Origin of the sequence: Variovorax sp. dw_954 (assembly GCF_018449755.1) — a bacterium.
In the GTDB taxonomy this organism is placed as follows: Bacteria; Pseudomonadota; Gammaproteobacteria; order Burkholderiales; family Burkholderiaceae_C; genus Variovorax.
Window position 1 is genome coordinate 40,320 of the sequence record NZ_JAAVVD010000003.1, and the last position, 20,617, is coordinate 60,936.

A 20,617-nucleotide genomic window follows, 5' to 3' on the forward strand; every position below is an offset into this window, starting at 1 on the left:
TCAGTCGGCGCACATGAGCACCCGGACATGGGCAGCGACGCTGCGGGCGAGTGGGTCCAGCGCATAGCCGCCCTCGAGGCATGAGATGACCCGGCCGTGGCAGTGCCGGTTCGCGACGTTGACGATCTGCCGCGTCACCCAGGCGTAGTCGGCTTCGACCAATCCCAGGTTGCCCATGTCGTCGTCGCGGTGACCGTCGAAGCCCGCGGAGACATAGATGAGTTGCGGCGCGAAGGCGTCGAGCGCCGGCAGCCATTGCTGCGTCACGGCGTCCCGGAAGGCTGCGCCGCCCGAACGGGACGGCAGGCCCACGTTCGCCATACCCGGGCCGGAGTCGTCTTCGCCGGTGAACGGGTAGACGCCTTTCTCGAAGATGGAACACATCAGCACGCGCGCGTCGTTGCGGAAGATGTCCACGCTGCCGTTGCCGTGGTGCACGTCGAAGTCGACGAGCACGACGCGTTCCAGGCCGTGGACCTCCAGCGCATGCCGGATGCCCACCGCCACGTTGTCGAAGAAGCAGAAGCCCATGGCCGCATTGCGCTCCGCATGGTGCCCGGGCGGGCGCACGCAGCAGAAGGCCGAAGCGGTCTCGCCCGACAGCACCAGGTCCGTGGCCAGCACCGCGGCCCCCGCGGCGCGCAATGCGGCATCGACGGTGTAGGGGTTCATGCGGGTGTCCGGATCGATGCTGCACAGGCCTTCCTTGGGCGCCGACGCGATCAGCGCCTGGACATGCGCCATGGAATGCGCGCGGGCGAGTTGTTCCACTGTGGCGCGCGGCGCATCGAATGGCTGCATGCAGTCGAGCAGCCCCAGGCCCAGCAAGCGGTCGCGGATGGCCGAGAGCCGTTCCGGACATTCGGGGTGGTCCGGACCCATGTCGTGCAGGGCGCAGTCCGGGTGCGTGATGTAGGCGGTGAGCAATGGGCAGTCTCGGTTTGTTCTTTGCGACACACGGGAGTCTGGCGGTGCGCCATCGCGTGGGCTTGATCCGCGTCAAGCCCGCGCGATGTGGATCGCAACAACATCGGTGCATCCCCACCCACCATGCAACCCGCGAAGCCATGACCTACAAGACGATCATCGTGCACCTCGACCGCACCGGCGCGTGCCGCGCGCGCACGGACCTCGCGGGAGAGTGGGCGCGGACACATGGCAGCCACCTCGTCGGCCTCATCTCGACCGGGCTCATCGACGGCGTCATCCCGGCGGAAGAAATCCTGTCCGGTGCGACGGACTACATCGCGGAGAGCGCGCAATACCTGCGGCGTCGCGCGGAAGCCATCAGCTACGAATTCCGGGAACGTGTGTCGGCGGGCGGGCCGATGTCGTACGAGGTCCGGCTGATCGATGCCACCACCGTCGACGCGGTCGTGCAGCACGGGCGCATGAGCGACCTGGTCGTGCTCGGGCAGCGCGACGACGACGAGGTCAAGGACATCACCACGCGCGATCTGCCGCAACGGGTCGTGATGGAAGTGGGCCGGCCGGTGCTGCTGGTGCCGTACGCAGGCCGCTTCGAAGGGGTTGCGAAGAACGTCGTCGTGGCATGGGACGGCTCGAGGGAGTCCGCCGCGGCGTTGGGAGCCGCCGTGCCTGCCTTGCGGCATGCCTCGAAGGTCACGCTGCTGTCGTGTCGCGCCGTCCACGACAACGACGCCGACGAGCGCCTGCGGGTGCCCGACATCCTCCAGTACCTGCTGCGGCACGGCATCCAGGCAACGGCCGAGAGCGAGGTCACCGGGATCGACGTCGGGGACGCGTTGCTGTCGCGCATCTCCGACCTCGGCGCCGACCTGCTGGTGATGGGCGGCTACGGGCATTCGCGCTTTCGCGAGCTGATGCTGGGCGGTGCCACCCGGCACATCCTGGCGCAGATGACGGTGCCGGTGCTGATGACGCACTGATGCCATGCGCAACCTGGCCATCCAGGGGCGCGGCACGGGGGTGAACTACCGTTCCGCTTCGCGGCTGGCGTTCGCGGACAGGCGTGCGATCAAGCGCCGTGAGCGGGGCAGGTCGCGCAGCAGCGGCGGCACCGACAAGCCGAGCAGCAGGGCCGCGAGCGGCACCACGAACACGAAGCCCACATGCTTGAAACCGAGCGCACCGGTGATGCCGCCCAGCACGAACATCGCCACCAGGCCGCCGGCGATGCGGATGCGTTCGCGGTTGCGCCGGACCTGCACCGGCGATGGCCGCTTGCCGCTGCGACGCCAGTAGAACCACTTGCCCAGTTCCATCCCGAGGTCCGTGATGTTGCCCGTCATGTGCGTGGTGCGCACGCTGCCGCCGGACGTCTTGGAGCCGACGGCGTTCTGCAAGCCCATGATGAAGGACAGCAGCAACACCGTCATCGGGACGGCGAAGGGCGTCGACCAGGTGAGCGTGATCGCGCCGGCCAGCCCGAATGGAAACATGAGCCCCGCCTCCAGCAGCAAGGGCAGGGCGTAGACGCTGTGCAGGCGATGCCGGCGGCTCCAGTTCACCAGCGCCGCGCAGGTGCCGGCGCCGACGATGAAGGCAAGGATGGCGCCGGATGCGTTGAGCACCAGCTTCATGTTGCCCAGCACGAGGCCGTCCGCTATCTGCGAAGCGAAACCGGTCATGTGCGAGGTGTACATGCCCAGCACCAGGAAGCCGCCCGCGTTGACGGCACCGGCGTTGAAGGCAAGCAGCAACCCAAGGCCGACGTTGGTCGAGGGCGCGCGGTGGCGGTTGGTGAGCAGCAGGAGACGGCGCATCGGCGTTTGGCTTGGGTCCTGCCGTCGAGTCTCAGTGCCCGCTGGCGCCGGAGGCACCAATGCCTGTTTCCGAACGCACCTGCTGCTGGAGGAAGCCGCGCTTGTCGATCTGGGAGCGGGCACTGTTGTCCAGCGCCGAGAACAGCCAGATGCCGACGAAGCCGATGGTCATCGAGAACAGGCAGGGCGAGGTGTAGGGGAAGGGCGCCGATCCGGCCGGGTAGCCCAGCGTCGCCTCCCAGACGGAAGGCGACACGATGGTCAGCCCGACCGAGGAGATCAGCCCCAGGAAGCCGCCGATCACCGCGCCGCGCGTGGTGCAGCCCTTCCACAGCACCGACATGAACAGCACCGGGAAGTTGGCCGATGCGGCAATCGCGAAGGCCAGCGACACCATGAAGGCGATGTTCTGCTTCTCGAACACGATCCCGAGCACGACCGCCACGATCCCGAGCGCGATGGTGGTGATCTTCGACACGCGCAGTTCGGAGGCGCTGTCGGCGTCGCCCTTCTTGATGACCGTCGCGTAGATGTCGTGCGACACCGCGGATGCGCCCGACAGCGTGAGCCCTGCCACCACCGCCAGGATGGTCGCGAAGGCCACCGCCGAGATGAAGCCGAGGAACACGTTGCCGCCCACCGCGTTCGCGAGGTGGATGGCCGCCATGTTGCCGCCGCCGATCAGCGCACCCTTGGCATCGATGAACTGCGGGTTGGTCAGCACGAAGGTGATGGCGCCAAAGCCGATGATGAAGGTCAGCAGGTAGAAATAGCCGATCCAGCTGGTGGCCCACATCACGGACTTGCGCGCCTCCTTGGCACTCGGGACCGTGAAGAAGCGCATCAGGATGTGCGGCAGGCCGGCCGTGCCGAACATCAGCGCCATGCCGAAGGAGATTGCCGAGATCGGGTCCTTCACGAAGTTGCCGGGGCCCATGATGGAGCGGCCGATGCTGGCCGCGACCTCTGCCGTCTTGCCGTCCTGCATCGCCAGGTCGGTCTTGATCTTCACCGCGCCGGCGAACATCGCTTCCGGGCTGAAGCCGAAGTGCCAGAGCACCGAAAGCGCCATGAAGCTCGCGCCGCCCAGCAGCAGGCAGGCCTTGATGATCTGCACCCAGGTCGTGGCCGTCATGCCGCCGAACAGCACGTAGACCATCATCAGCGAGCCGACGACGACCACCGCGATCCAGTATTCCAGGCCGAACAGCAGCTTGATGAGCTGGCCCGCACCGACCATCTGCGCGATCAGGTAGAACGCGACCACCACCAGCGTGCCGGAGGCCGCGAACACGCGCACCGGCGTCTGCTGGAAGCGGAATGCCGCCACGTCGGCAAAGGTGAACTTGCCGAGATTGCGCAGCCGCTCGGCCATCAGGAAGGTGATGACGGGCCAGCCCACCAGGAATCCGATGGAGTAGATCAGCCCGTCGTAGCCGGCTGCCATCACCGCCGCGGAAATGCCGAGGAAGGAAGCCGCCGACATGTAGTCGCCCGCGATGGCCAGCCCGTTCTGGAAGCCGGTGATGCCGCCGCCTGCCGTGTAGAAGTCGGCTGCGCTCTTGGTCCGGGCGGCGGCCCACTTCGTGATGAACAAGGTGCCGACCACGAACACCGCGAACATGCTGATCGCGGTCCAGTTGGTGGGCTGCTTCTGCAGCTGCCCCATGTCGGCCCCGGCCGCGAGCGCCGCAGCCGATGCGCCGAGCAGCGTGGCGAGCGCCACGACCCGGCGTGCGAATTGGATGTTCGTGTTCATTCCAGCGCCGCCTTCGCGACCGCATCGCTGAGGGTGTCGAATTCGGCATTGGCGCGCCGCACGTAGACGGCCGTGATCGCGATCGTGAAGACGATGACGCCGAAGCCGATCGGAATGCCCAGCGTGGTGACGCCGTCGCCGATGGGCCGCGCAAGGAAGGGCTTGTCGAAGGCCACCAGCAGCACAAAGCCGTAGTAGACGACCAGCATCAGCAGCGTCAGCGTCCATCCGAACCGGTTTCGGCGGCCCTTCAACTGCTGGTATTGGGATTGGCTGGCGATGCGCAGGGCCAGTTCTTCTTCCATGAGTGTCTCCTTCGAAGTGAATGGGATCGATGCGATTGGAAGCGCGGGCAAGCAGCGCACCCTTGCGCCAGCGCAAGGTTTGCGCGGGCGCTTTCGCTGACCATGCGGGCATCCGCAATCACCTCTATCCCTCTCACCAGGAGACACGCATGAATGCTTCCGACAGACCCGAACACCTTGCCCGCTACGCACCGCCGCACCGCTTGCTGCACACGGCCCACGTGCCCGGGCACGCGGCGTACAACGCGCTCGTCGCCGAGTCCGAGGAGGACTACGCGGGCTACTGGGCCCGGCTGGCGCACGCCTTCGTCCAGTGGAAGACGCCCTTCACCCGCTCGCTGAACAGCGACAACGCGCCCTTCTACAAATGGTTCGAGAACGGAACGCTGAACGTCTCGTGGAATTGCCTCGACCGCCAGGTCAACGAAGGCAAGGGCGACAAGACGGCGATCATCTTCGAGGCCGACGACGGCAAGGTCACGCACACCAGCTATTCGCAACTGCTGGCCATGACCTGCCGGATGGCCAATGCCATGAAGGCGCTGGGCGTGAAGAAGGGCGACCGCGTCGTGATCTACATGTCGATGTCGGTCGAGGGCGTGGTCGCGATGCAGGCCTGTGCGCGCATCGGCGCCATCCATTCGGTGGTGTTCGGCGGCTTCTCGGCCCACTCGCTGCGCGACCGCATCGCCGATACCGGCGCCGTGCTGGTCGTCACCGCCGACGAGCAGGTGCGCGGCGGCAAGACCCTGCCGCTCAAGGCGCTGGTCGACGAAGCCCTGGCGCTGGGCGGATGCGAAGCGGTGCGCAACGTGGTCGTGTACCGCCGCACGGGCGGCAACATCGCATGGACCCCGCGCGACCGCTGGATGCACGAAGTCACCAGCGAACAACCCGACACCTGCAAGCCCGAATGGGTGGGCGCCGAGCACCCGCTGTTCCTGCTCTACACCTCCGGCTCCACCGGCAAGCCCAAGGGTGTGCAGCACAGCAGCGGCGGATACCTGGTGCAGGCGGCGGTGACGATGAAGTGGACCTTCGACATCCGGGACGAAGACGTGTTCTGGTGCACGGCCGACATCGGCTGGATCACCGGCCACACCTACATCGCCTACGGCCCGCTGGCCATCGGCGCGACCCAGGTCGTGTTCGAGGGCGTGCCCACGTATCCTGACGCCGGCCGCTTCTGGAAGATGATCGAGCGCCACGGGGTGAACGTCTTCTACACCGCGCCCACGGCCATCCGTTCGCTGATCAAGGCGGCCGAGGCGCATGCCGAGGTGCATCCGGACCGCTACGACCTGCGCAGCCTGCGCATCCTCGGCTCGGTGGGCGAGCCCATCAATCCGGCCGCGTGGGAGTGGTACCACCAGTACGTGGGCGGCGGGCGCTGCCCCATCGTCGACACCTGGTGGCAGACCGAGACCGGCGCGCAGATGATCACGCCGCTGCCCGGCGTGACCACGCTGGTGCCGGGCTCCTGCAGCTTGCCCTTTCCCGGCATCACCGCGGCCATCGTCGATGAACTCGGCGAGGACGTGCCGAACGGCCAGAGCGGGTTGCTGGTCATCAAGAAGCCGTGGCCGTCCATGATCCGCACCATCTGGGGCGACGATGCGCGCTACGTGTCGAGCTACTACCCGCAGGAACTGCGCGGCTACTACCTGGCAGGCGACGGCGCTGCACGCGACAAGGACACCGGCTACTTCACCATCGGCGGCCGCATCGACGACGTGCTGAACGTCAGCGGGCACCGCATGGGCACGATGGAGATCGAATCGGCGCTGGTGGCCTGCACGGAACTGGTGGCCGAGGCGGCAGTGGTCGGCCGGCCCGACGACACCAGCGGCGAGGCGATCTGCGCCTTCGTCGTGCTCAAGGGCGCGAGGCCCACGGGCGAAGAGGCTGCGAAGCTGGCCGTGCGTTTGCGCAATTGGGTCGGCAAGGAAATCGGCCCGATCGCCAAGCCCAAGGACATCCGCTTTGCCGACAACCTGCCCAAGACGCGCAGCGGCAAGATCATGCGCCGCCTGCTGCGCTCCGTCGCGAAGGGCGAGGCCATCACGCAGGACACCTCGACGCTGGAGAACCCGGCGATCCTCACGCAGTTGCACGAGGCGCACTGAGCGCGGCGGCCGGCCATGCTGGATTCCTGGAGGTTTCCATGAAGCTTACCCTGCCTGGCGCCATCCAGGTCCTTGCTTTCGTCGTGCTCACGTTGCTGGCCACGGCATTGCTCGTGGCCGCTGGCGTGAACGAAAGAGATGCGAGTTCGGCCCGCAATGCGATCGAACCGCCGCACGCTGCTTCGCGCGGCTGAGTTGCTGGAGTTCCTGCGAAGCGCGTTCCTGCGTCAGACCCACCGTGTCAGGAGGCGCGTCGCTGCGCCATCAGCGCCCAACGTGCGTGTCGGCCCTGGCGCGGGCAACGGCGGTCATCCGACAAGCGCCTGAAGCCGTTCGAGAAAGACGACCTGCGCATCGTTGAGATGCAGGCGCGCCGCTTCGAGCGTGAACCAGCCCGCGCGATCGACTTCCGCGAAAGCCTGCCGTCGGCCTGAGCGGGGCGGCCATTCCATCTCGAAGGTGTTGGAGACGAGGGCCGCGGGGTCGGCGTCGCCCTCGAAGGCCCAGGCCATGACCAGCTTGCCGTTGCGCTGGCGGACTTCCCCGAGGGCGGTCCATTGCGTGCCCGGCGCAAAGCCGGTCTCCTCGGCGAACTCGCGCCTTGCCGCGTCGAGCGGGTCCTCGGAAGGATCATTCATCTCGCCCTTCGGGATGGACCAGGCGCCAAGGTTCCGGCGTGCCCATAGTGGTCCGCCCGGATGCACCAGCAGCACCTCGAGCACACCGGCGCGGCGGCGATACATCAGCAAGCCCGCGCTGCGTCGACCGGATCGTCGTGGCGAAGTGCCCATGCGCAGGATTGTCCGTCTCGCGGGACGCTCAGCGCGAGGGGCGGCGGACGCCGTTGTTGCCACGGTCCTATTCGATCGCCAGCGCGGCCGAGGGGATGCTCACGCGCGCGGTCACTTGCGCAGGTTCGGCGGCCACGGCTTCTTCGTGCGAGCGCACCAGCAGCACCGGCACCGGCGCGGTGCGCAGGATGCTTTCCGCCCCGCTGCCGAGGAACATGCGGCCGATCCCGCGCCGGCCATGCGTGCCGAGCACGATCAGGTCGGCTGGCCAGTTGACTGCTTCCGCCGCCACCAGGTCCGCGACCTTGCCGTTGAAGCTGTCGTGCAATGCGACCTCGGCGTCGATGCCGGCGGCCAGTGCCTTCGCCTTGGCATCCTTGAGGAGCTGGGTGCCGCCGTCGCGAAGCGTGTTCAACCAATCGCCGGCGTATCCGGCGTAGGCGTCCATCGACAGCGCAAACGAGAGTTCGTCGATGACGTGGAACAGGCGCAGGCGGCCCTTCGTCAGTTGGGCCATGCGGATGGCTTCCTCGAGTCCGCGCGTGGACGTCTCGCTGCCGTCGATGGGGACAAGAATCATCTGGTACATCGCAAACTCCTTGAGTGATGGGATGTGGCCAGTATGGAAATGCTGGGAGGCCGTGGGCTTGATGTGGCGCAAGGGCCATCGTTCGCCGGCTGTCCCGCATGCGCGAAGCTTGATCTGGCGCAAGGGTGCGCGGCGCCCATTGCGCGACCCTTCGACCCACCACAAAGGAGGCATCGAATGGCCCAGCAAGTCACCACCCACGCAACCACCCGCATCATCCGGGAAGAGCATGCCGCGCTGTCGGCCATGCTGCGCTCGATCCTGCTGCTGCTCGCACAGCATCGGCGAAGCGGCACCTTGCCGGACTTCGCGGCGCTGCGCGCCATGTTGTTCTACGTCGACGAGTTTCCGGAAAAGCGTCATCACCGCAAGGAGTCCGAACTCCTGTTTCCGAAGCTGCGTTCCAGGACGCCGATCTCGCGCGAGTTGCTGGACCGGCTCGACGACGACCACGACCGCGGCGAACGGAAGATTCGTAACGTCGAGCACGCCTTGCTGGCCTTCGAGATGATGGGCGAGTCGCGCCGCGCGGCTTTCGAGACTGCCGTGGAGCGCTATGTCGACTTCTACCTGGCGCACATGGCGCTGGAAGAGCGCGAGATCCTTCCGCTGGCTGAACGGGTGCTGTCGGAGGAAGACTGGGCCGAACTCGACCGCGCCTTCAGCGCCAACCACGATCCGCTGACCGGCTGCAAGCCGGACGCCGAATATGCCGCGTTGTTCACGCGGATCGTCAACGCCGTGCCGGCGCCCATCGGGCTGGGTGAGGCGCGGTCAGCGCAGTAGACGTTTGTGGGCGTCGGGTGCGCTTGCACGACGTCTGCGCGCGCCTGCTCGCTCGCAGGCGCGAATGGGTTCAAACTAGGCCCATTGAAGGAGACTCGTCATGGTCGCATTTCCTGACCTGGCCGCACCCACCACGCCGGATCCGCCCGACCTCCCGGTCGAGCCCGATGAAGGGCCCGTCGCACCGACACCCGATCCATCGGAACCCGACGCGCCGCAAAAGGTGTAGCGGCGCCGGAACGCATCGCGCGAGTTCTTGTTTAAGCTCGGCCGATGGATGAATTCGATTGCGCTGTCATCGGCGCCGGGGTTGTCGGCTTGGCCGTGGCGCGCGAACTGGCGCTGGCGGGTCGCGAGGTCATCGTGCTGGAGGGCGAAGGTGCCATCGGCACCGGCACCAGTTCGCGCAACAGCGAGGTGATCCACGCCGGCATCTACTACCCCAAAGGCTCCCTCAAGGCACGGCTGTGCGTCGAGGGAAAGTGGCTGTTGTACGACTACCTCGGCACGCGAGGCCTGCCGTTCAGGCGCTGCGGCAAGCTCATCGTCGCGACGTCGCCGGCGCAGGTGGGTGAGCTGGAAGCCATACGCGCGAAGGCCGCCGCCAATGGTGTCGACGACCTCGTCTGGCTCGATCCCGATGCAGTGCTTGCGATGGAGCCAAAGCTCCATTGCATGGCGGCTCTCCATTCCCCGAGCACCGGCATCGTCGACAGTCACGCGTTGATGCTGAGCTTGCAGGGCGAACTCGAAAACGCAGGCGGCGTCGTGGCGCTCAAGTCGCCCGTGGCCGGTGCCGACTGTCGCGATGGCGCGATCGTCCTCAAGGCCGCCGACGGCACGCTGCTGCGCTGCCGCAGCGTGATCAACGCGGCGGGTCTAGTCGCCCCGGCGCTGGCGCGGCGCTTCGACGGCCTGGATCCAGCCCTCGTGCCGACCCCGTATTTCGCCAAGGGCAACTACTTCACCCTCGCCGGCCGCGCGCCCTTCAGCCGGCTCATCTATCCCGTCCCCGAGGCGGCCGGCCTCGGCGTGCACCTGACGCTGGACCTTGGCGGTCAGGCCAAGTTCGGGCCCGACGTGCAATGGGTCGATTCGCCTGACGACCTCGTCGTCGACCCGGCGCGCGGGGACGCCTTCTATGCGGAAGTCCGGCGGTACTGGCCGGAGCTGCCCGACGGCGCCTTGCTCCCGGGCTATGCCGGCATGCGGCCCAAGATTTCGGGGCCGGGCCAGCCCGCTGCCGATTTCATGATCCAGGGACCCGCGGAGCATGGCGTGGCCGGCCTGGTCAACCTGTTCGGCATCGAGTCGCCCGGCCTGACCAGCAGCCTGGCGATCGCCCGACACGTGGCCAATCTGCTGTCGAAAGTATGAGTTTCAGTGCACCAAAGCGCGGGCGCGCATGTACCATGGCCGGCACGCCACTTGCAGGCGTGAAGTAGCCGGCGCGGTGTCGGCGCACCTACTGGAGGGAAGATTTACCAATGACTGCATCCACCCAAAATCTGGAAGCAGCTGCCAACGCGGTGGCTGAAGACCTTGCCAACGACGTGCGCGGCGTACTGGCCAGCAAGGAGCTCGATTCGGTCCCCCACATCAAGGCACTGCGCCAGCGCGTCGATGCCAAGCTGGCGATTGCCCGTGAGCTGGCCCAGGAGAAGACCAAGCTTGCCGCCAAGAAGGCGCGCGAAGCAGCCGGCTCGGCCAACGCCTATGCGCATGACGAACCCTGGCAAATTGCCGGCGCCGCCCTGGCGGTAGGCATCCTGGTGGGCCTGCTGCTTGGCCGCCGCGATTGACGCCTCAGCGCTTGACACACCACACCATCGGCCCGTGCGCCTGATCCGCAGACCTGGAGTCTGCCCATGAAGCTGTTGTCGCTGTTCGGGCTCAATGCCCGGATACGTCGGCTGCGCATTGCGGCCGGCGAAGGCGCGCTCGCGGCAGAAGACCGCGTTCAATTGGTGCGCATGACATGGGAAGCGGAGAAGCAGCGCTACAAGCTGATGCTGGTACTCGTGATCGCCGTGCTCGGACTCACCACGGTCGCGGTGGCCTTGCTGTCGGTCGCGGTCGTCGTGCACTTCTGGGACACGCCGAATCGCATCGCCGCAGCCTGGTCGGTCGCCGCGTTGTGGATCGTGCTCTGGGTGATCGCGGTGGTGAAACTGGTGAAGGCAATGACCGACGCGAAGACCGTGGTCGCCGACACGCGCCGCGAGTTCGAGCGCGACTGGCAGTGGGCGCGACACCGCTTCGGCCTCGACAGCCACGACGACGAGGAGCAGCCGGAGCGATCGGCCACGCTTGAAGAGTTGATGGCGCGCATCGAGCACCAGCGCCTGCGCATCATGACGCTCGAAGCGCCGGACCCGGAACCGGCACCGGGCACGCCGCCGCCGGACGAATCCGCCGGTGCCGCTGCGCTGCGCATCGCGCGCGAACATCCTGTGGCAGTGGGCGTGGCTGCGGCGGCGGTCGTTGCCGTGCTCGGCCCGCGCCGGTTGATTCGGTGGACCGGGGTGATCGCGCCTGTGATCTGGCGCATGCGCTGAGGCGCCGCTTTGTCAGCCGCGCTTGAGCGCGCTGGCAGCCTCACGCACGATTCCGGGACCGCGATAGATCAGGCCGGTGTAGATCTGCACCACGTCCGCGCCAGCGGCCACCTTGGCCCTGGCGTCTGCCGCACTCATGACGCCGCCGACACCGATGATCGGAAATGCCTTGCCCAGTGCCGCGCGCAATTGCGCGATGACGCGATTGCTGGCCTCGCGCACCGGCGCACCGGAGAGGCCGCCGGCTTCGTTCGCGTGCGGCAGTCCGGCCACGGCCTCGCGGGAGAGCGTCGTGTTGGTGGCGATGACGCCATCCATGCCATGGCGCTTCAGGGTTGTGGCGATCACCGCGACCTGCGACTCGTCGAGGTCCGGGGCGATCTTCACGAACAAGGGCACCTGCCGCCCCTGTTGCGCCGCGAGCGACTTGCGCCGCTCGGCGAGCGTGCCGAGCAGTGCATCGAGCGCCTCGTCGCTTTGCAGCGTGCGCAGGTTCGCGGTGTTGGGACTGGAGATGTTGATGGTGACGTAGTCGGCGTGCGGGTAGACGCCTTCGAGGCACTGGACGTAGTCGTCCGTCGCGCGCTCGATCGGCGTGGCGGCGTTCTTGCCGATGTTGAGGCCCAGCAGCATTGGTGGCTTGCTGCCGGTGCTCTTGCGAAAGCGCGCACGCTGCACGTTGGCGATGAAGGCATCGAGCCCGTCGTTGTTGAAGCCCAGGCGATTGATCAGCGCATCGCGCTGCGGCAGGCGGAACATGCGCGGCTTGGGGTTGCCCGGCTGCGCCTTGGGCGTGACCGTGCCGACCTCGACAAAGCCGAACCCCATCGCCGCGAAGCCGTCGATGCAGCGCGCGTTCTTGTCGAGCCCCGCGGCCAGGCCGACCTTGTTGGGAAAACGCAGGCCCGCCAGCGTGACCGGGTCTTCCACCCGCGAGCCGCCGTAGACGCAGGCCAGCGGCGTGTTCTGCGTGCGCTCCAGGCCGGCGATGGTGAGTTCATGCGCCTGCTCGGGATCGAGTCCGAACAGGAAGGGGCGCGCAAAGGCGTAGGGGAGCAACAGGGACATCGGATAATTCTCGGCTTCAGACACTCAGGATTTTCCCCTATGAATGCATCCGCGCCTGCGCCTTTGACCCAGGACGAACTCAAGACCCTGGTGGGCCATGCCGCGCTCCAGTATGTGGTGCCCGGCGAAATCGTTGGTGTGGGCACCGGCTCCACGGTCAACAAGTTCATCGAGGCGCTTGCGACCATCAAGGACCAGATCCGCGGCGCGGTCTCCAGCTCGGTGGCGTCGACCGAGCGATTGCGCGCCCTGGGCATAGAGGTGTTCGACAGCAATGAAGTCGACGAACTTTCGGTCTACATCGACGGCGCGGACGAGATCGACGGCCACGGCTTCATGATCAAGGGCGGCGGCGCGGCGCTCACGCGCGAGAAGATCGTCGCGGCCCAGTCGCGCCGCTTCATCTGCATCGCGGACGAGTCGAAGCGGGTCGAGGTGCTGGGCGCCTTTCCGCTGCCAGTGGAAGTCATCCCGATGGCTGCGCGGCGGGTGATGCGCCAGTTCGAGAAGCTGGGCGGCATCGCACAGGTGCGCGAGCGTGACGGCTTGCCGCTGGTGACCGACAACGGCCAGCACATCGTCGACGTCACCGGCCTGAAGATCCGCGACCCGCTGGCGTTCGAGAGTGAAGTCAGCCAGTGGCCGGGCGTCGTCACGGTGGGCGTGTTCGCGCACCAGAAGGCCAACGTGTGCCTGCTGGGTACGCCCTCAGGCGTGCAGACGCTCAGCTTCGATTGATGCAGCGCAGAAGTCGATGTGGCCTTGCCATTTCGACTTGATCCCCGCGCAGGGCCTGGCCGGGCAAGGCGCGGCTCGCAGGGCTCATTTAACAGGCGCTGTGGGGGGTGGGCTCAGAACTTGATTCCGGCCGGGTTGTCGGGCGTCGGTCCCGAGACGGCCGCCGGTGCCGGCGCGACCGGGACAGACGCGGCGGCAGGCGGGCGTGCGGCCGGCGCCGGTGCTTCCTTGACCGCGACCAGTGGTTGCGCAGGCGGCCTCGCGTAGCCGGCACTCAACTGGTTGCTCTTGGGGTAGCCCGCCGCATCGAGGTACTGCGACCACTCGACGTCCGAATAGCCCTTGAGTTGCTGCGTCCCGATGCTCACCACCGGCAGCGTGTTCTGGCCGCTCAGGCGCTGCAGCGCCGCCACGTCTTCGTTGGTCTTCACGGTGCGCTCGCTGAAAGGCACGCCGCGGGTCGTCAGCATCGAGCGGGCCGCGCTGCACGGCTGGCAGTCGTCGCCGGTGTAGAGCGTGACGGGATAGCGCTGGACCACCTGGCGGAGCTCGTAGGGCAGGCTGCCGCTGCCGACGGGTTCAGGCAATTCGTTCACCGTGCCGCCGCGTGGCGCCGCGGGTTGCGCGGCCCTGGACGGCGGCTGGTCGGAGTAGCTGACGACGCCGTTCTTGTCGACATTGCGATAGACCTGGGCCATCGCGCTGCCGGCCATCAGCAGCAACAGGAGCGGGAGCTGGCGGCCACCGAGATGTGAGGAAGAAAAGCTCATCGGGAACTCCGGGTCATCGACATCGAATGGGGCCGAGTATCCGTCAGGCCTCAGGCTGCGTGCGATTCGGCCATGCCCTGATGTCGCAACAGCGCATCAAGTTGCGGCTCGCGGCCGCGGAAGGCCTTGAATGACTCCATCGCGCTGCGGCTGCCACCCGCTTCGAGGATGGCCTGGCGGTACTTGCGGCCGGTCTCGATGCTGGGCTCGCCATTGGCGCCGGCCGTTTCCTCGAAGGCGGCGTAGGCGTCGGCGCTCAGCACCTCGGCCCACTTGTAGCTGTAGTAGCCGGCGGCGTAGCCGCCCGAGAAGATGTGGCTGAAGGTGTTGGGCGTGCGGCTGAAATCCGGCGAGGGCATGACGGCCACTTCTGCACGCACCTGGCCCAGCAGCGCCATCACGTCGCCGGGCTTGGCTGTGGCGGCGTCGTAGCTCGTGTGGAGCAGCATGTCGAACAGCGAGAACTCGATCTGGCGCAGTGTCTGCAGGCCGCTCTGGTAGTTCTTGGCGGCGGTCATCTTGTCGAACAGGGCGCGCGGCAGCGGCTCGCCGGTGTCGACGTGAGAGGTCATGTGCTTGAGCACGTCCCACTCCCAGCAGAAGTTCTCCATGAACTGGCTCGGCAGTTCGACCGCATCCCACTCGACGCCGCTGATGCCCGACACGTCGCGCTCGTTGATCTGCGTGAGCATGTGGTGCAGGCCGTGGCCGAACTCGTGGAACAGCGTGGTCACGTCGTCGTGGGTGAGGAGCGGCGGCTTGCCGTCCACGCCGTCGGCGAAGTTGCAGACCAGTTGCGCGACCGGGGTCTGCAGGGCGCCGGTGTCGGGCCGCAACCAGCGGGCGCGCACGTCGTCCATCCAGGCACCGCCACGCTTGCCGGCGCGTGCGGACGGGTCGAGATAGAACTGGCCGACTTTCTGTGCGCCCTGCGGCGTCTGGCGCTCGATGCGATAAAACTCGACGCCCGGATTCCACACCGGCGCATCGTCGCGGCGGATGTTGACCTCGAACAACGTCTCGACGATCTTGAACAGGCCGGCCATGACCTTCGGCGCGGTGAAGTACTGCTTGACTTCCTGCTCGCTGAAGGAGTAGCGCGCTTCCTTGAGCTTCTCGCCGACGTAGCTCCAGTCCCAGGGCTGCGGATCGGCCAGGCCCAGCGATTCGGCGGCGAAGGCGCGCAGGTCGGCCAGATCGCGCTCCCCGTAGGGGCGGGCCTTGGAGGCGAGATCGCGCAGGAACTTCGTGACCTGCTCGGGCGACTCGGCCATCTTCGGCACCACCGAGAGTTCGCCGAAGTTCTTGTAGCCGAGCAGGCGGGCTTCCTCCTGGCGCAGTTCGAGGATCTCGCGGATCAGCGCGCTGTTGTCGAGCTCGGGCGGGCCGAACTCACTGGCCCGCGTGACGTAGGCGCGGTAGAGCGTCTGGCGCAGCGCGCTGCTTTTCGCGAACTGCATCACCGGCAGGTAGCAGGGCATCTTCAGCGTGAGCTTGTAGCCTGGCTTGCCTTCGGCTTCGGCGGCTGCGCGGGCGGTGCTGACGACGTCATCCGGAACGCCTTCGAGTTCTGGCAGCTCGGCGTAGTAGGCGAAGGCATCGGTGGCATCGAGGGCGTTTTCGCTGAACTTCTGGCTCAGTTCGGCCTGGCGCTCCTGGATGGCTGCGAAGCGCTCCTTGGCCTCGCCCTGCAATTCCGCCCCACCGAGCACGAAATTGCGCACCGCGTACTTGTGGGCCTGGCGCTGCTCCGCATTGAGCGCGCCCACGTCGACGGCTTTGTACTTGGCATACATGCGTTCGTCGGAGCCGAGCTGGGTCCAGAACGCGGTGACGCGCGGCATCGCCTCGTTGTAGGCGGCGCGCAGTTGCGGCGTGTCGGCGACGGCATTGAGATGGCCGACGGCCCCCCAGGCCCGGCTGAAGCGCTCGGTGGACACGTCCAGCACCTTGGCGATCGCCGACCATTCCGCGGGGAATGCCGGGGCGGTCACGGTTTGCAGGGCGGCCTCGGCATCGGCCAGCAGCACGTCGACGGCAGGCGCCACATGCTCGGGCTTGATCTTGTCGAACAGCGGGAGGTCGGAGAAATCGAGGAGGGGATTGGTCATGGTCTGGTTGAGATGGCGGGCAGATGAGACAAGTTCAAGTGTGCCGGTGTTTGAGCCGGCACCACTGCGACGCCGGCTTTATCGGGTTGCCGGCGTGGGGGCTCTGGTCGGGGGGGCGTGAGGAGCGCAGGAAGTGCGCGGAGCATCATCCCGCGTTTTCGGCCGCCTCGAGCGTGTTGACGAGCAGCATCGCGCGCGTCATCGGGCCGACGCCGCCGGGCACCGGCGTGATCCAGCCGGCGACCCCGCGCACGCCGTCGAAGTCGACGTCACCGCAGAGCTTGCCTTCGTCATTGCGGTTCATGCCGACGTCGATGACCACCGCGCCCGGCTTCACCATGTCGGCGGTGAGCACATTGCGCTTGCCGACCGCTGCGACGATCACGTCGGCCTGCAAGGTCATGGCCTTGAGGTCGGCGGTGGCGCTGTGGCAGATGGTGACCGTGGCGCTCTGCGCGAGCAGCATCATGGCCATCGGTTTGCCGACGATGTTGCTGCGGCCGATGACCACCGCATGCTTGCCGCGCAGGTTGTAGCCGATCGATTCGAGCATCTTCATGCAGCCGTAGGGCGTGCAGGGCCAGAAGCCGCGGGCGCCGGTCATCAGCGCACCGGCGCTGTGGATGTGGAAGCCGTCAACGTCCTTGGCGGGCGAGATGGTCTCGATCACCTTCTGGCTGTCCATGTGCTTGGGCAACGGCAATTGCACGAGGATGCCGTGCACTTTCGGATCCTCGTTGAGCGCGCGAATGCGGGCCAGTAGTTCGGCCCCGGTCATGGTGGCCGGGTAGCGCTCCAGCGTGGCCTGCAGGCCGGTCTCGGTGCTGTCGTTGACCTTGTGCTTCGTGTAGACCTGGCTGGCCGGGTCTTCGCCCACGAGGATGATGGAAAGGGCCGGCGTGATGCCGCGCGCCTTGAGGGCAGCGGTGCGTCCGGCGACTTCGGCGCGGATGGATTTGGCAAGCGCGTTGCCGTCGATGAGTTGTGCGGTCATGGGCGGTGATTCTCCAAGTAAAAGCGCCCGTTCACGCAAGCGTGACGGGCGCTGTGGCTGTCAGTGAAATAGCGAAATTCGGGAACGCGTCGTGCCTCAAGCCTTCGGGGCGTTCTGCCCCAGCGCGATCTTCAACAGGTCGGCGACCGTGTTGGCGTTGAGCTTTTCCATGATGTTGGCCCGGTGCGCCTCCACCGTCTTGATGCTGATGCCGAGGTCGTCGGCGATCTGCTTGTTCAGGCGGCCGGCGACGATGCGTTCGAGCACCTGGGCTTCGCGGCCGGTCAGCTTGGACAGCAGCGCGTCGCGGCTGGCTGATTGCTGGTGCTGGGCGAAAGCGCCGCGTGCGTGTTCGAGCATGCGCTCGACCAGCGTCACCAGTTCCTCGTCGTTGAAGGGCTTCTGGATGAAATCCATCGCGCCCTTCTTCATCGAGTCGACCGCCATCGGCACGTCGCCGTGGCCGGTGATGACCACGATCGGCAGCGGCGAGCGGCGCTCGATCAGCCGATCCTGCAACTCGAGCCCGGTCATGCCGCCCATGCGGATGTCGACGATCAGACATGCGACTTCGCGTGGGTCATAACGGGAGAGGAAGGATTCGGCCGAATCGAAACAGCGAACCCGGTAATCCTTGCCTTCCAGCAGCCATTGCAGGGAATCGCGAACCGCTTCGTCGTCATCGACAACGTAGACCGTGCCCTTCTTGGGAATCAAACTCATGCCGTTACCTTTGTCTCGTCTCTTGCTATCGGGTCCATCGCGTCAAACACCGGAATCCAGAAGGAAAAACGGCAGCCAACTACTTGTGAGAGATTGTAAATGTTCTCTGCCTGCATCCTGCCACGGTGGGATTCCACGATGGTCCGGCACAAATTCAGCCCTATGCCCATTCCTTCCGGTTTGGTGGAAAAGAATGCTTCATACAGGCGGTCCATGACTTCCGGCGCCAGGCCCATGCCGGTGTCCTGCACTGAAAACTCGACGGCATTCTGACCATCGACCACGCGCGGAACCACCCGCAACTCTACGCTGCGGCGCGCCAGCGGCCGATTCGCCACGTCGATGGACTCGGCGGCATTCTTCAGCAGGTTGACCAGCACCTGTTCGATGAGGATCGGGTCCACGCGCAGGATGGGCAGGCGCGCCGCGACATAGTGGTTGAGACGCACGTTGCGTCGACGCAGTTCGATGCCGGCGAGTTCCACGGCCTCGCTCACCATCGTGCTGGCCTCGGCCGGCGTGCGGTTGGGTTCGCTGCGCTTCACGAAGGAGCGGATGCGCTGGATGATCTGGCCGGCGCGTTGGGCCTGCTTCGAGGTCTTGTCGAGCGCGGCCAGCAGCGAATCGGAATCGATGGTCTGGCCCTTGATGCGCGAGGCCATGCCGTTGCAATAGTTGTTGATGGCGGTGAGCGGTTGCGTCAGTTCGTGCGCAACGCTCGATGCCATCTCGCCCATCGTGATGAGGCGGCTGGCGGCCTGCGCGCGGTCGGCCTGCGCGGCGGACAGGTCCTCGGCGTCGCGGCGCGGCGTGATGTCGGTCGCGATCACCATTTGCGCCAGGCGGCCGTCGACCCAGGTCAGGTAGCGCGAGCGCACTTCGAGCCACTTGCCGAGATCGGGCACGAAGATCTCGTTGTTGCCGGGCTGCGCTGCGGTGAGCGTGTCGATCGGCAGGCCGGCGTAGGGATCGACGTCGTCCAGGCCGTCGTCGTGGGCCTGCGAGGCCGGCACGCCTGCCTGCGCCACCATGTCGAGATGGCCGACGGTGTTGGAGCCGAACCAGCTGCGGTACAGCTTGTTGGCGAACAGCAGTTCCTTGCTGCCAAGCGGTGCCACCGATACGGACGCGTCCAGCGCCTCCAGCACGATCGTGAAACGCTCATGCGATGCCGACAGCTGTTCGCGGATGCGCGTCGGCTCCGTGATGTCGGTCATCGACGTCATCCAGCCGGTCTGGTGGCCGCGTGCATCGATGAGCGGCGAGACGTAAAGCCGCGCATCGAACACGCTGCCATTGCGGCGCTTGACCCGCACCTGGAAGCCGCCGGGCAGGGCGCGCCCGTGCAACTCTTCCTCCAGGCGCTCGTTCATCACCTCGCGGTCGGATTCGAGCCAGTAGGGGAAGGGCGGCGTCTGCCCGACCAGTTCCGATTCGCTCCATCCGGTCATGGCGCAGAAGGCGGCGTTGACGTAGGTGATGCGGCCTTCGAGGTCGAGCACGCGCATGCCGGTGAGCATGGAGTTCTCCATCGCACGGCGGAAGTTGGTTTCGGCAACCAATGCCTGCTGTGCCTGCAGGCGGCGGCGCGTGTGGCGCCAGGTGCCGATCAGCATCCAGCTGGTGAGCACGCTGAGTGCGCCAACCAGCCAAAACAAGCCGTTGCCGACGAAGCCCTGCGAGGTGCGATAGGCCTGCGCGCGCAACAGCAGGCCATTGCCGACGGGCGATACCGGCACTTCGTATTCGTTGGTGTGCTCGTTCCATGGCAGCACGCGCGTGCCGGCTTCACGCGGGTTGACGGTGTTGCCGGCGATCAGGCCATTCTTGGCGTCGAGCAGCGACACCGCATAGCGCGCCGCCACCTCGGGCGGGATGCCGTAGCGCAGCAGGCCGTCTATAGAGAACTCGCCCATCAGCACGCCGGCGAACAAGCCCTGGTCGAACAGCGGGATGTGGAGCTGCAGCAGGCTGGGCGGATCGTTGCCCGCGATCGGCTGCGAATACACCGGCTGCCGCAATTCGCGCGAGAGGGCGTAATTGGTTTCGATGTCGCCGGGGCGCAGCACTTCGCCGATCGGGTGTTGCTGCGAGGGGTGCACGCTGGGCGCGGCGTACGCGGCCTTCACGCGGCGACGGTCGTCGATCCACGTGACGCCCTGCAATTCCGGGAACTGGCTCACCAGTGATTCGGCTCGACTGGCGAATTCGGGGGAATCGATCTCGCGGTTGGAGGCATCGCGTGCCACGCGCATCAACTGCTCCTGGCGCTCCAGCAGTCGAAGTCGCAAGCGCTGCTGGGCGTATTCCACGTCGCGCTTGACGGACTCCTGTTCGCGCTCGAGTTCTTCTGCACGCAGGTACCAGAACGCGGAAACGATGGCGGCTAGGAAAAGCAGTACGGCGGCCAGCGGCGCCAGCATGGCGACCGCATCCTGAAGGACCGGCGTCTGGCGTCGCCACCACCGGCGCCACCAGGAAAGGGGCGACGAATTGGCGACCTGGCGCGCTGCTTCGACGGAGGACGTGAACGGCATTGCCCCCGAGTGTAG

The 20,617-nt window shown here is 66.6% G+C and carries 21 protein-coding genes; 9 read left to right on the forward strand and 12 right to left on the reverse strand.

Annotation, left to right across the window (positions count from 1 at the left end):
• Window positions 1–927: a histone deacetylase family protein gene (locus HB681_RS06275; protein ID WP_213953938.1), complete on the reverse strand. Its 927-nt coding sequence runs from the start codon at window positions 925–927 to the stop codon at window positions 1–3.
• 140 nt (window positions 928–1,067) lie between these two features.
• Here HB681_RS06275 and HB681_RS06280 point away from each other — a divergent pair, with 140 nt between their 5' ends.
• Entirely contained in the window at window positions 1,068–1,910 is an 843-nt protein-coding gene (locus HB681_RS06280; protein WP_213953939.1) for a universal stress protein, read from the forward strand.
• A 45-nt stretch (window positions 1,911–1,955) separates the two neighbouring features.
• Here HB681_RS06280 and HB681_RS06285 read toward each other — a convergent pair whose 3' ends face one another.
• From HB681_RS06285 to HB681_RS06295, 3 genes are read right to left on the reverse strand one after another with little or no spacing between them, the layout of a single operon-like run.
• The gene (locus HB681_RS06285; RefSeq protein WP_213953940.1) at window positions 1,956–2,747 is read right to left on the reverse strand and encodes a YoaK family protein; all 792 of its coding nucleotides are present in this window, start codon (window positions 2,745–2,747) and stop codon (window positions 1,956–1,958) included.
• Window positions 2,748–2,778: 31 nt separating this feature from the next.
• The gene (locus HB681_RS06290) at window positions 2,779–4,506 is read right to left on the reverse strand and encodes a cation acetate symporter (protein WP_213953941.1); all 1,728 of its coding nucleotides are present in this window, start codon (window positions 4,504–4,506) and stop codon (window positions 2,779–2,781) included.
• On the reverse strand, window positions 4,503–4,811 hold the full coding sequence (locus HB681_RS06295) for a DUF485 domain-containing protein (protein WP_213953942.1): 309 nt from the start codon (window positions 4,809–4,811) through the stop codon (window positions 4,503–4,505). The genes HB681_RS06290 and HB681_RS06295 overlap by 4 nt, the downstream gene beginning before the upstream one ends.
• 149 nt (window positions 4,812–4,960) lie before the next feature.
• Between HB681_RS06295 and acs the strand changes: the two genes are divergently transcribed.
• Window positions 4,961–6,937: an acetate--CoA ligase gene (gene acs, locus HB681_RS06300; RefSeq protein ID WP_213953943.1), complete on the forward strand. Its 1,977-nt coding sequence runs from the start codon at window positions 4,961–4,963 to the stop codon at window positions 6,935–6,937.
• 38 nt (window positions 6,938–6,975) lie between these two features.
• Entirely contained in the window at window positions 6,976–7,131 is a 156-nt protein-coding gene (locus tag HB681_RS06305) for a hypothetical protein (protein WP_213953944.1), read from the forward strand.
• Window positions 7,132–7,245: 114 nt separating this feature from the next.
• Here the strand turns inward: HB681_RS06305 and HB681_RS06310 are convergent, their stop codons facing one another.
• Window positions 7,246–7,728, reverse strand: a complete 483-nt coding sequence (locus HB681_RS06310; RefSeq protein ID WP_213953945.1) for an NUDIX domain-containing protein — start codon at window positions 7,726–7,728, stop codon at window positions 7,246–7,248.
• A gap of 67 nt (window positions 7,729–7,795) precedes the next feature.
• Complete coding sequence (locus tag HB681_RS06315) at window positions 7,796–8,317, reverse strand: universal stress protein (protein ID WP_213953946.1); 522 nt, start codon at window positions 8,315–8,317, stop codon at window positions 7,796–7,798.
• Window positions 8,318–8,494: 177 nt separating this feature from the next.
• Here HB681_RS06315 and HB681_RS06320 point away from each other — a divergent pair, with 177 nt between their 5' ends.
• The 5 genes from HB681_RS06320 to HB681_RS06340 all read left to right on the forward strand — a co-directional run bounded on the left by HB681_RS06320 (window position 8,495) and on the right by HB681_RS06340 (window position 11,661).
• Window positions 8,495–9,103 carry a hemerythrin domain-containing protein gene (locus HB681_RS06320; protein WP_213953947.1) on the forward strand — a complete coding sequence of 203 codons (609 nt, stop codon included), beginning with the start codon at window positions 8,495–8,497 and terminating at the stop codon, window positions 9,101–9,103.
• Between the two features lie 100 nt (window positions 9,104–9,203).
• On the forward strand, window positions 9,204–9,332 hold the full coding sequence (locus tag HB681_RS06325; RefSeq protein WP_213953948.1) for a stereocilin: 129 nt from the start codon (window positions 9,204–9,206) through the stop codon (window positions 9,330–9,332).
• A 44-nt stretch (window positions 9,333–9,376) separates the two neighbouring features.
• Window positions 9,377–10,480: an NAD(P)/FAD-dependent oxidoreductase gene (locus HB681_RS06330; protein WP_213953949.1), complete on the forward strand. Its 1,104-nt coding sequence runs from the start codon at window positions 9,377–9,379 to the stop codon at window positions 10,478–10,480.
• Window positions 10,481–10,590: 110 nt separating this feature from the next.
• Entirely contained in the window at window positions 10,591–10,905 is a 315-nt protein-coding gene (locus HB681_RS06335) for a DUF883 family protein (RefSeq protein ID WP_213953950.1), read from the forward strand.
• A 66-nt stretch (window positions 10,906–10,971) separates the two neighbouring features.
• Window positions 10,972–11,661: a phage holin family protein gene (locus HB681_RS06340; protein WP_213953951.1), complete on the forward strand. Its 690-nt coding sequence runs from the start codon at window positions 10,972–10,974 to the stop codon at window positions 11,659–11,661.
• Window positions 11,662–11,673: 12 nt separating this feature from the next.
• On the opposite strand, the gene HB681_RS06345 is transcribed toward HB681_RS06340, so the two are convergent.
• Window positions 11,674–12,729: a quinone-dependent dihydroorotate dehydrogenase gene (locus HB681_RS06345; RefSeq protein WP_213953952.1), complete on the reverse strand. Its 1,056-nt coding sequence runs from the start codon at window positions 12,727–12,729 to the stop codon at window positions 11,674–11,676.
• A gap of 39 nt (window positions 12,730–12,768) precedes the next feature.
• Here HB681_RS06345 and rpiA point away from each other — a divergent pair, with 39 nt between their 5' ends.
• On the forward strand, window positions 12,769–13,467 hold the full coding sequence (rpiA, locus tag HB681_RS06350) for a ribose-5-phosphate isomerase RpiA (protein WP_213953953.1): 699 nt from the start codon (window positions 12,769–12,771) through the stop codon (window positions 13,465–13,467).
• Between the two features lie 113 nt (window positions 13,468–13,580).
• Here rpiA and HB681_RS06355 read toward each other — a convergent pair whose 3' ends face one another.
• The 5 genes from HB681_RS06355 to HB681_RS06375 form a co-directional block, all read right to left on the reverse strand.
• Window positions 13,581–14,237, reverse strand: a complete 657-nt coding sequence (locus tag HB681_RS06355) for a glutaredoxin family protein (protein WP_213953954.1) — start codon at window positions 14,235–14,237, stop codon at window positions 13,581–13,583.
• Between the two features lie 50 nt (window positions 14,238–14,287).
• Window positions 14,288–16,348 (reverse strand): M3 family metallopeptidase, encoded by a 2,061-nt coding sequence (locus tag HB681_RS06360; RefSeq protein ID WP_213953955.1) that lies wholly within the window; start codon window positions 16,346–16,348, stop codon window positions 14,288–14,290.
• 145 nt (window positions 16,349–16,493) lie between these two features.
• On the reverse strand, window positions 16,494–17,342 hold the full coding sequence (locus HB681_RS06365; protein ID WP_213953956.1) for a bifunctional methylenetetrahydrofolate dehydrogenase/methenyltetrahydrofolate cyclohydrolase: 849 nt from the start codon (window positions 17,340–17,342) through the stop codon (window positions 16,494–16,496).
• A 96-nt stretch (window positions 17,343–17,438) separates the two neighbouring features.
• Window positions 17,439–18,065 (reverse strand): response regulator transcription factor, encoded by a 627-nt coding sequence (locus HB681_RS06370; protein ID WP_213953957.1) that lies wholly within the window; start codon window positions 18,063–18,065, stop codon window positions 17,439–17,441.
• Window positions 18,062–20,602 (reverse strand): PAS domain S-box protein, encoded by a 2,541-nt coding sequence (locus HB681_RS06375; protein ID WP_213953958.1) that lies wholly within the window; start codon window positions 20,600–20,602, stop codon window positions 18,062–18,064. Before HB681_RS06375 ends, HB681_RS06370 begins: the two co-directional genes overlap by 4 nt.
• Window positions 20,603–20,617: the final 15 nt, after the last annotated feature.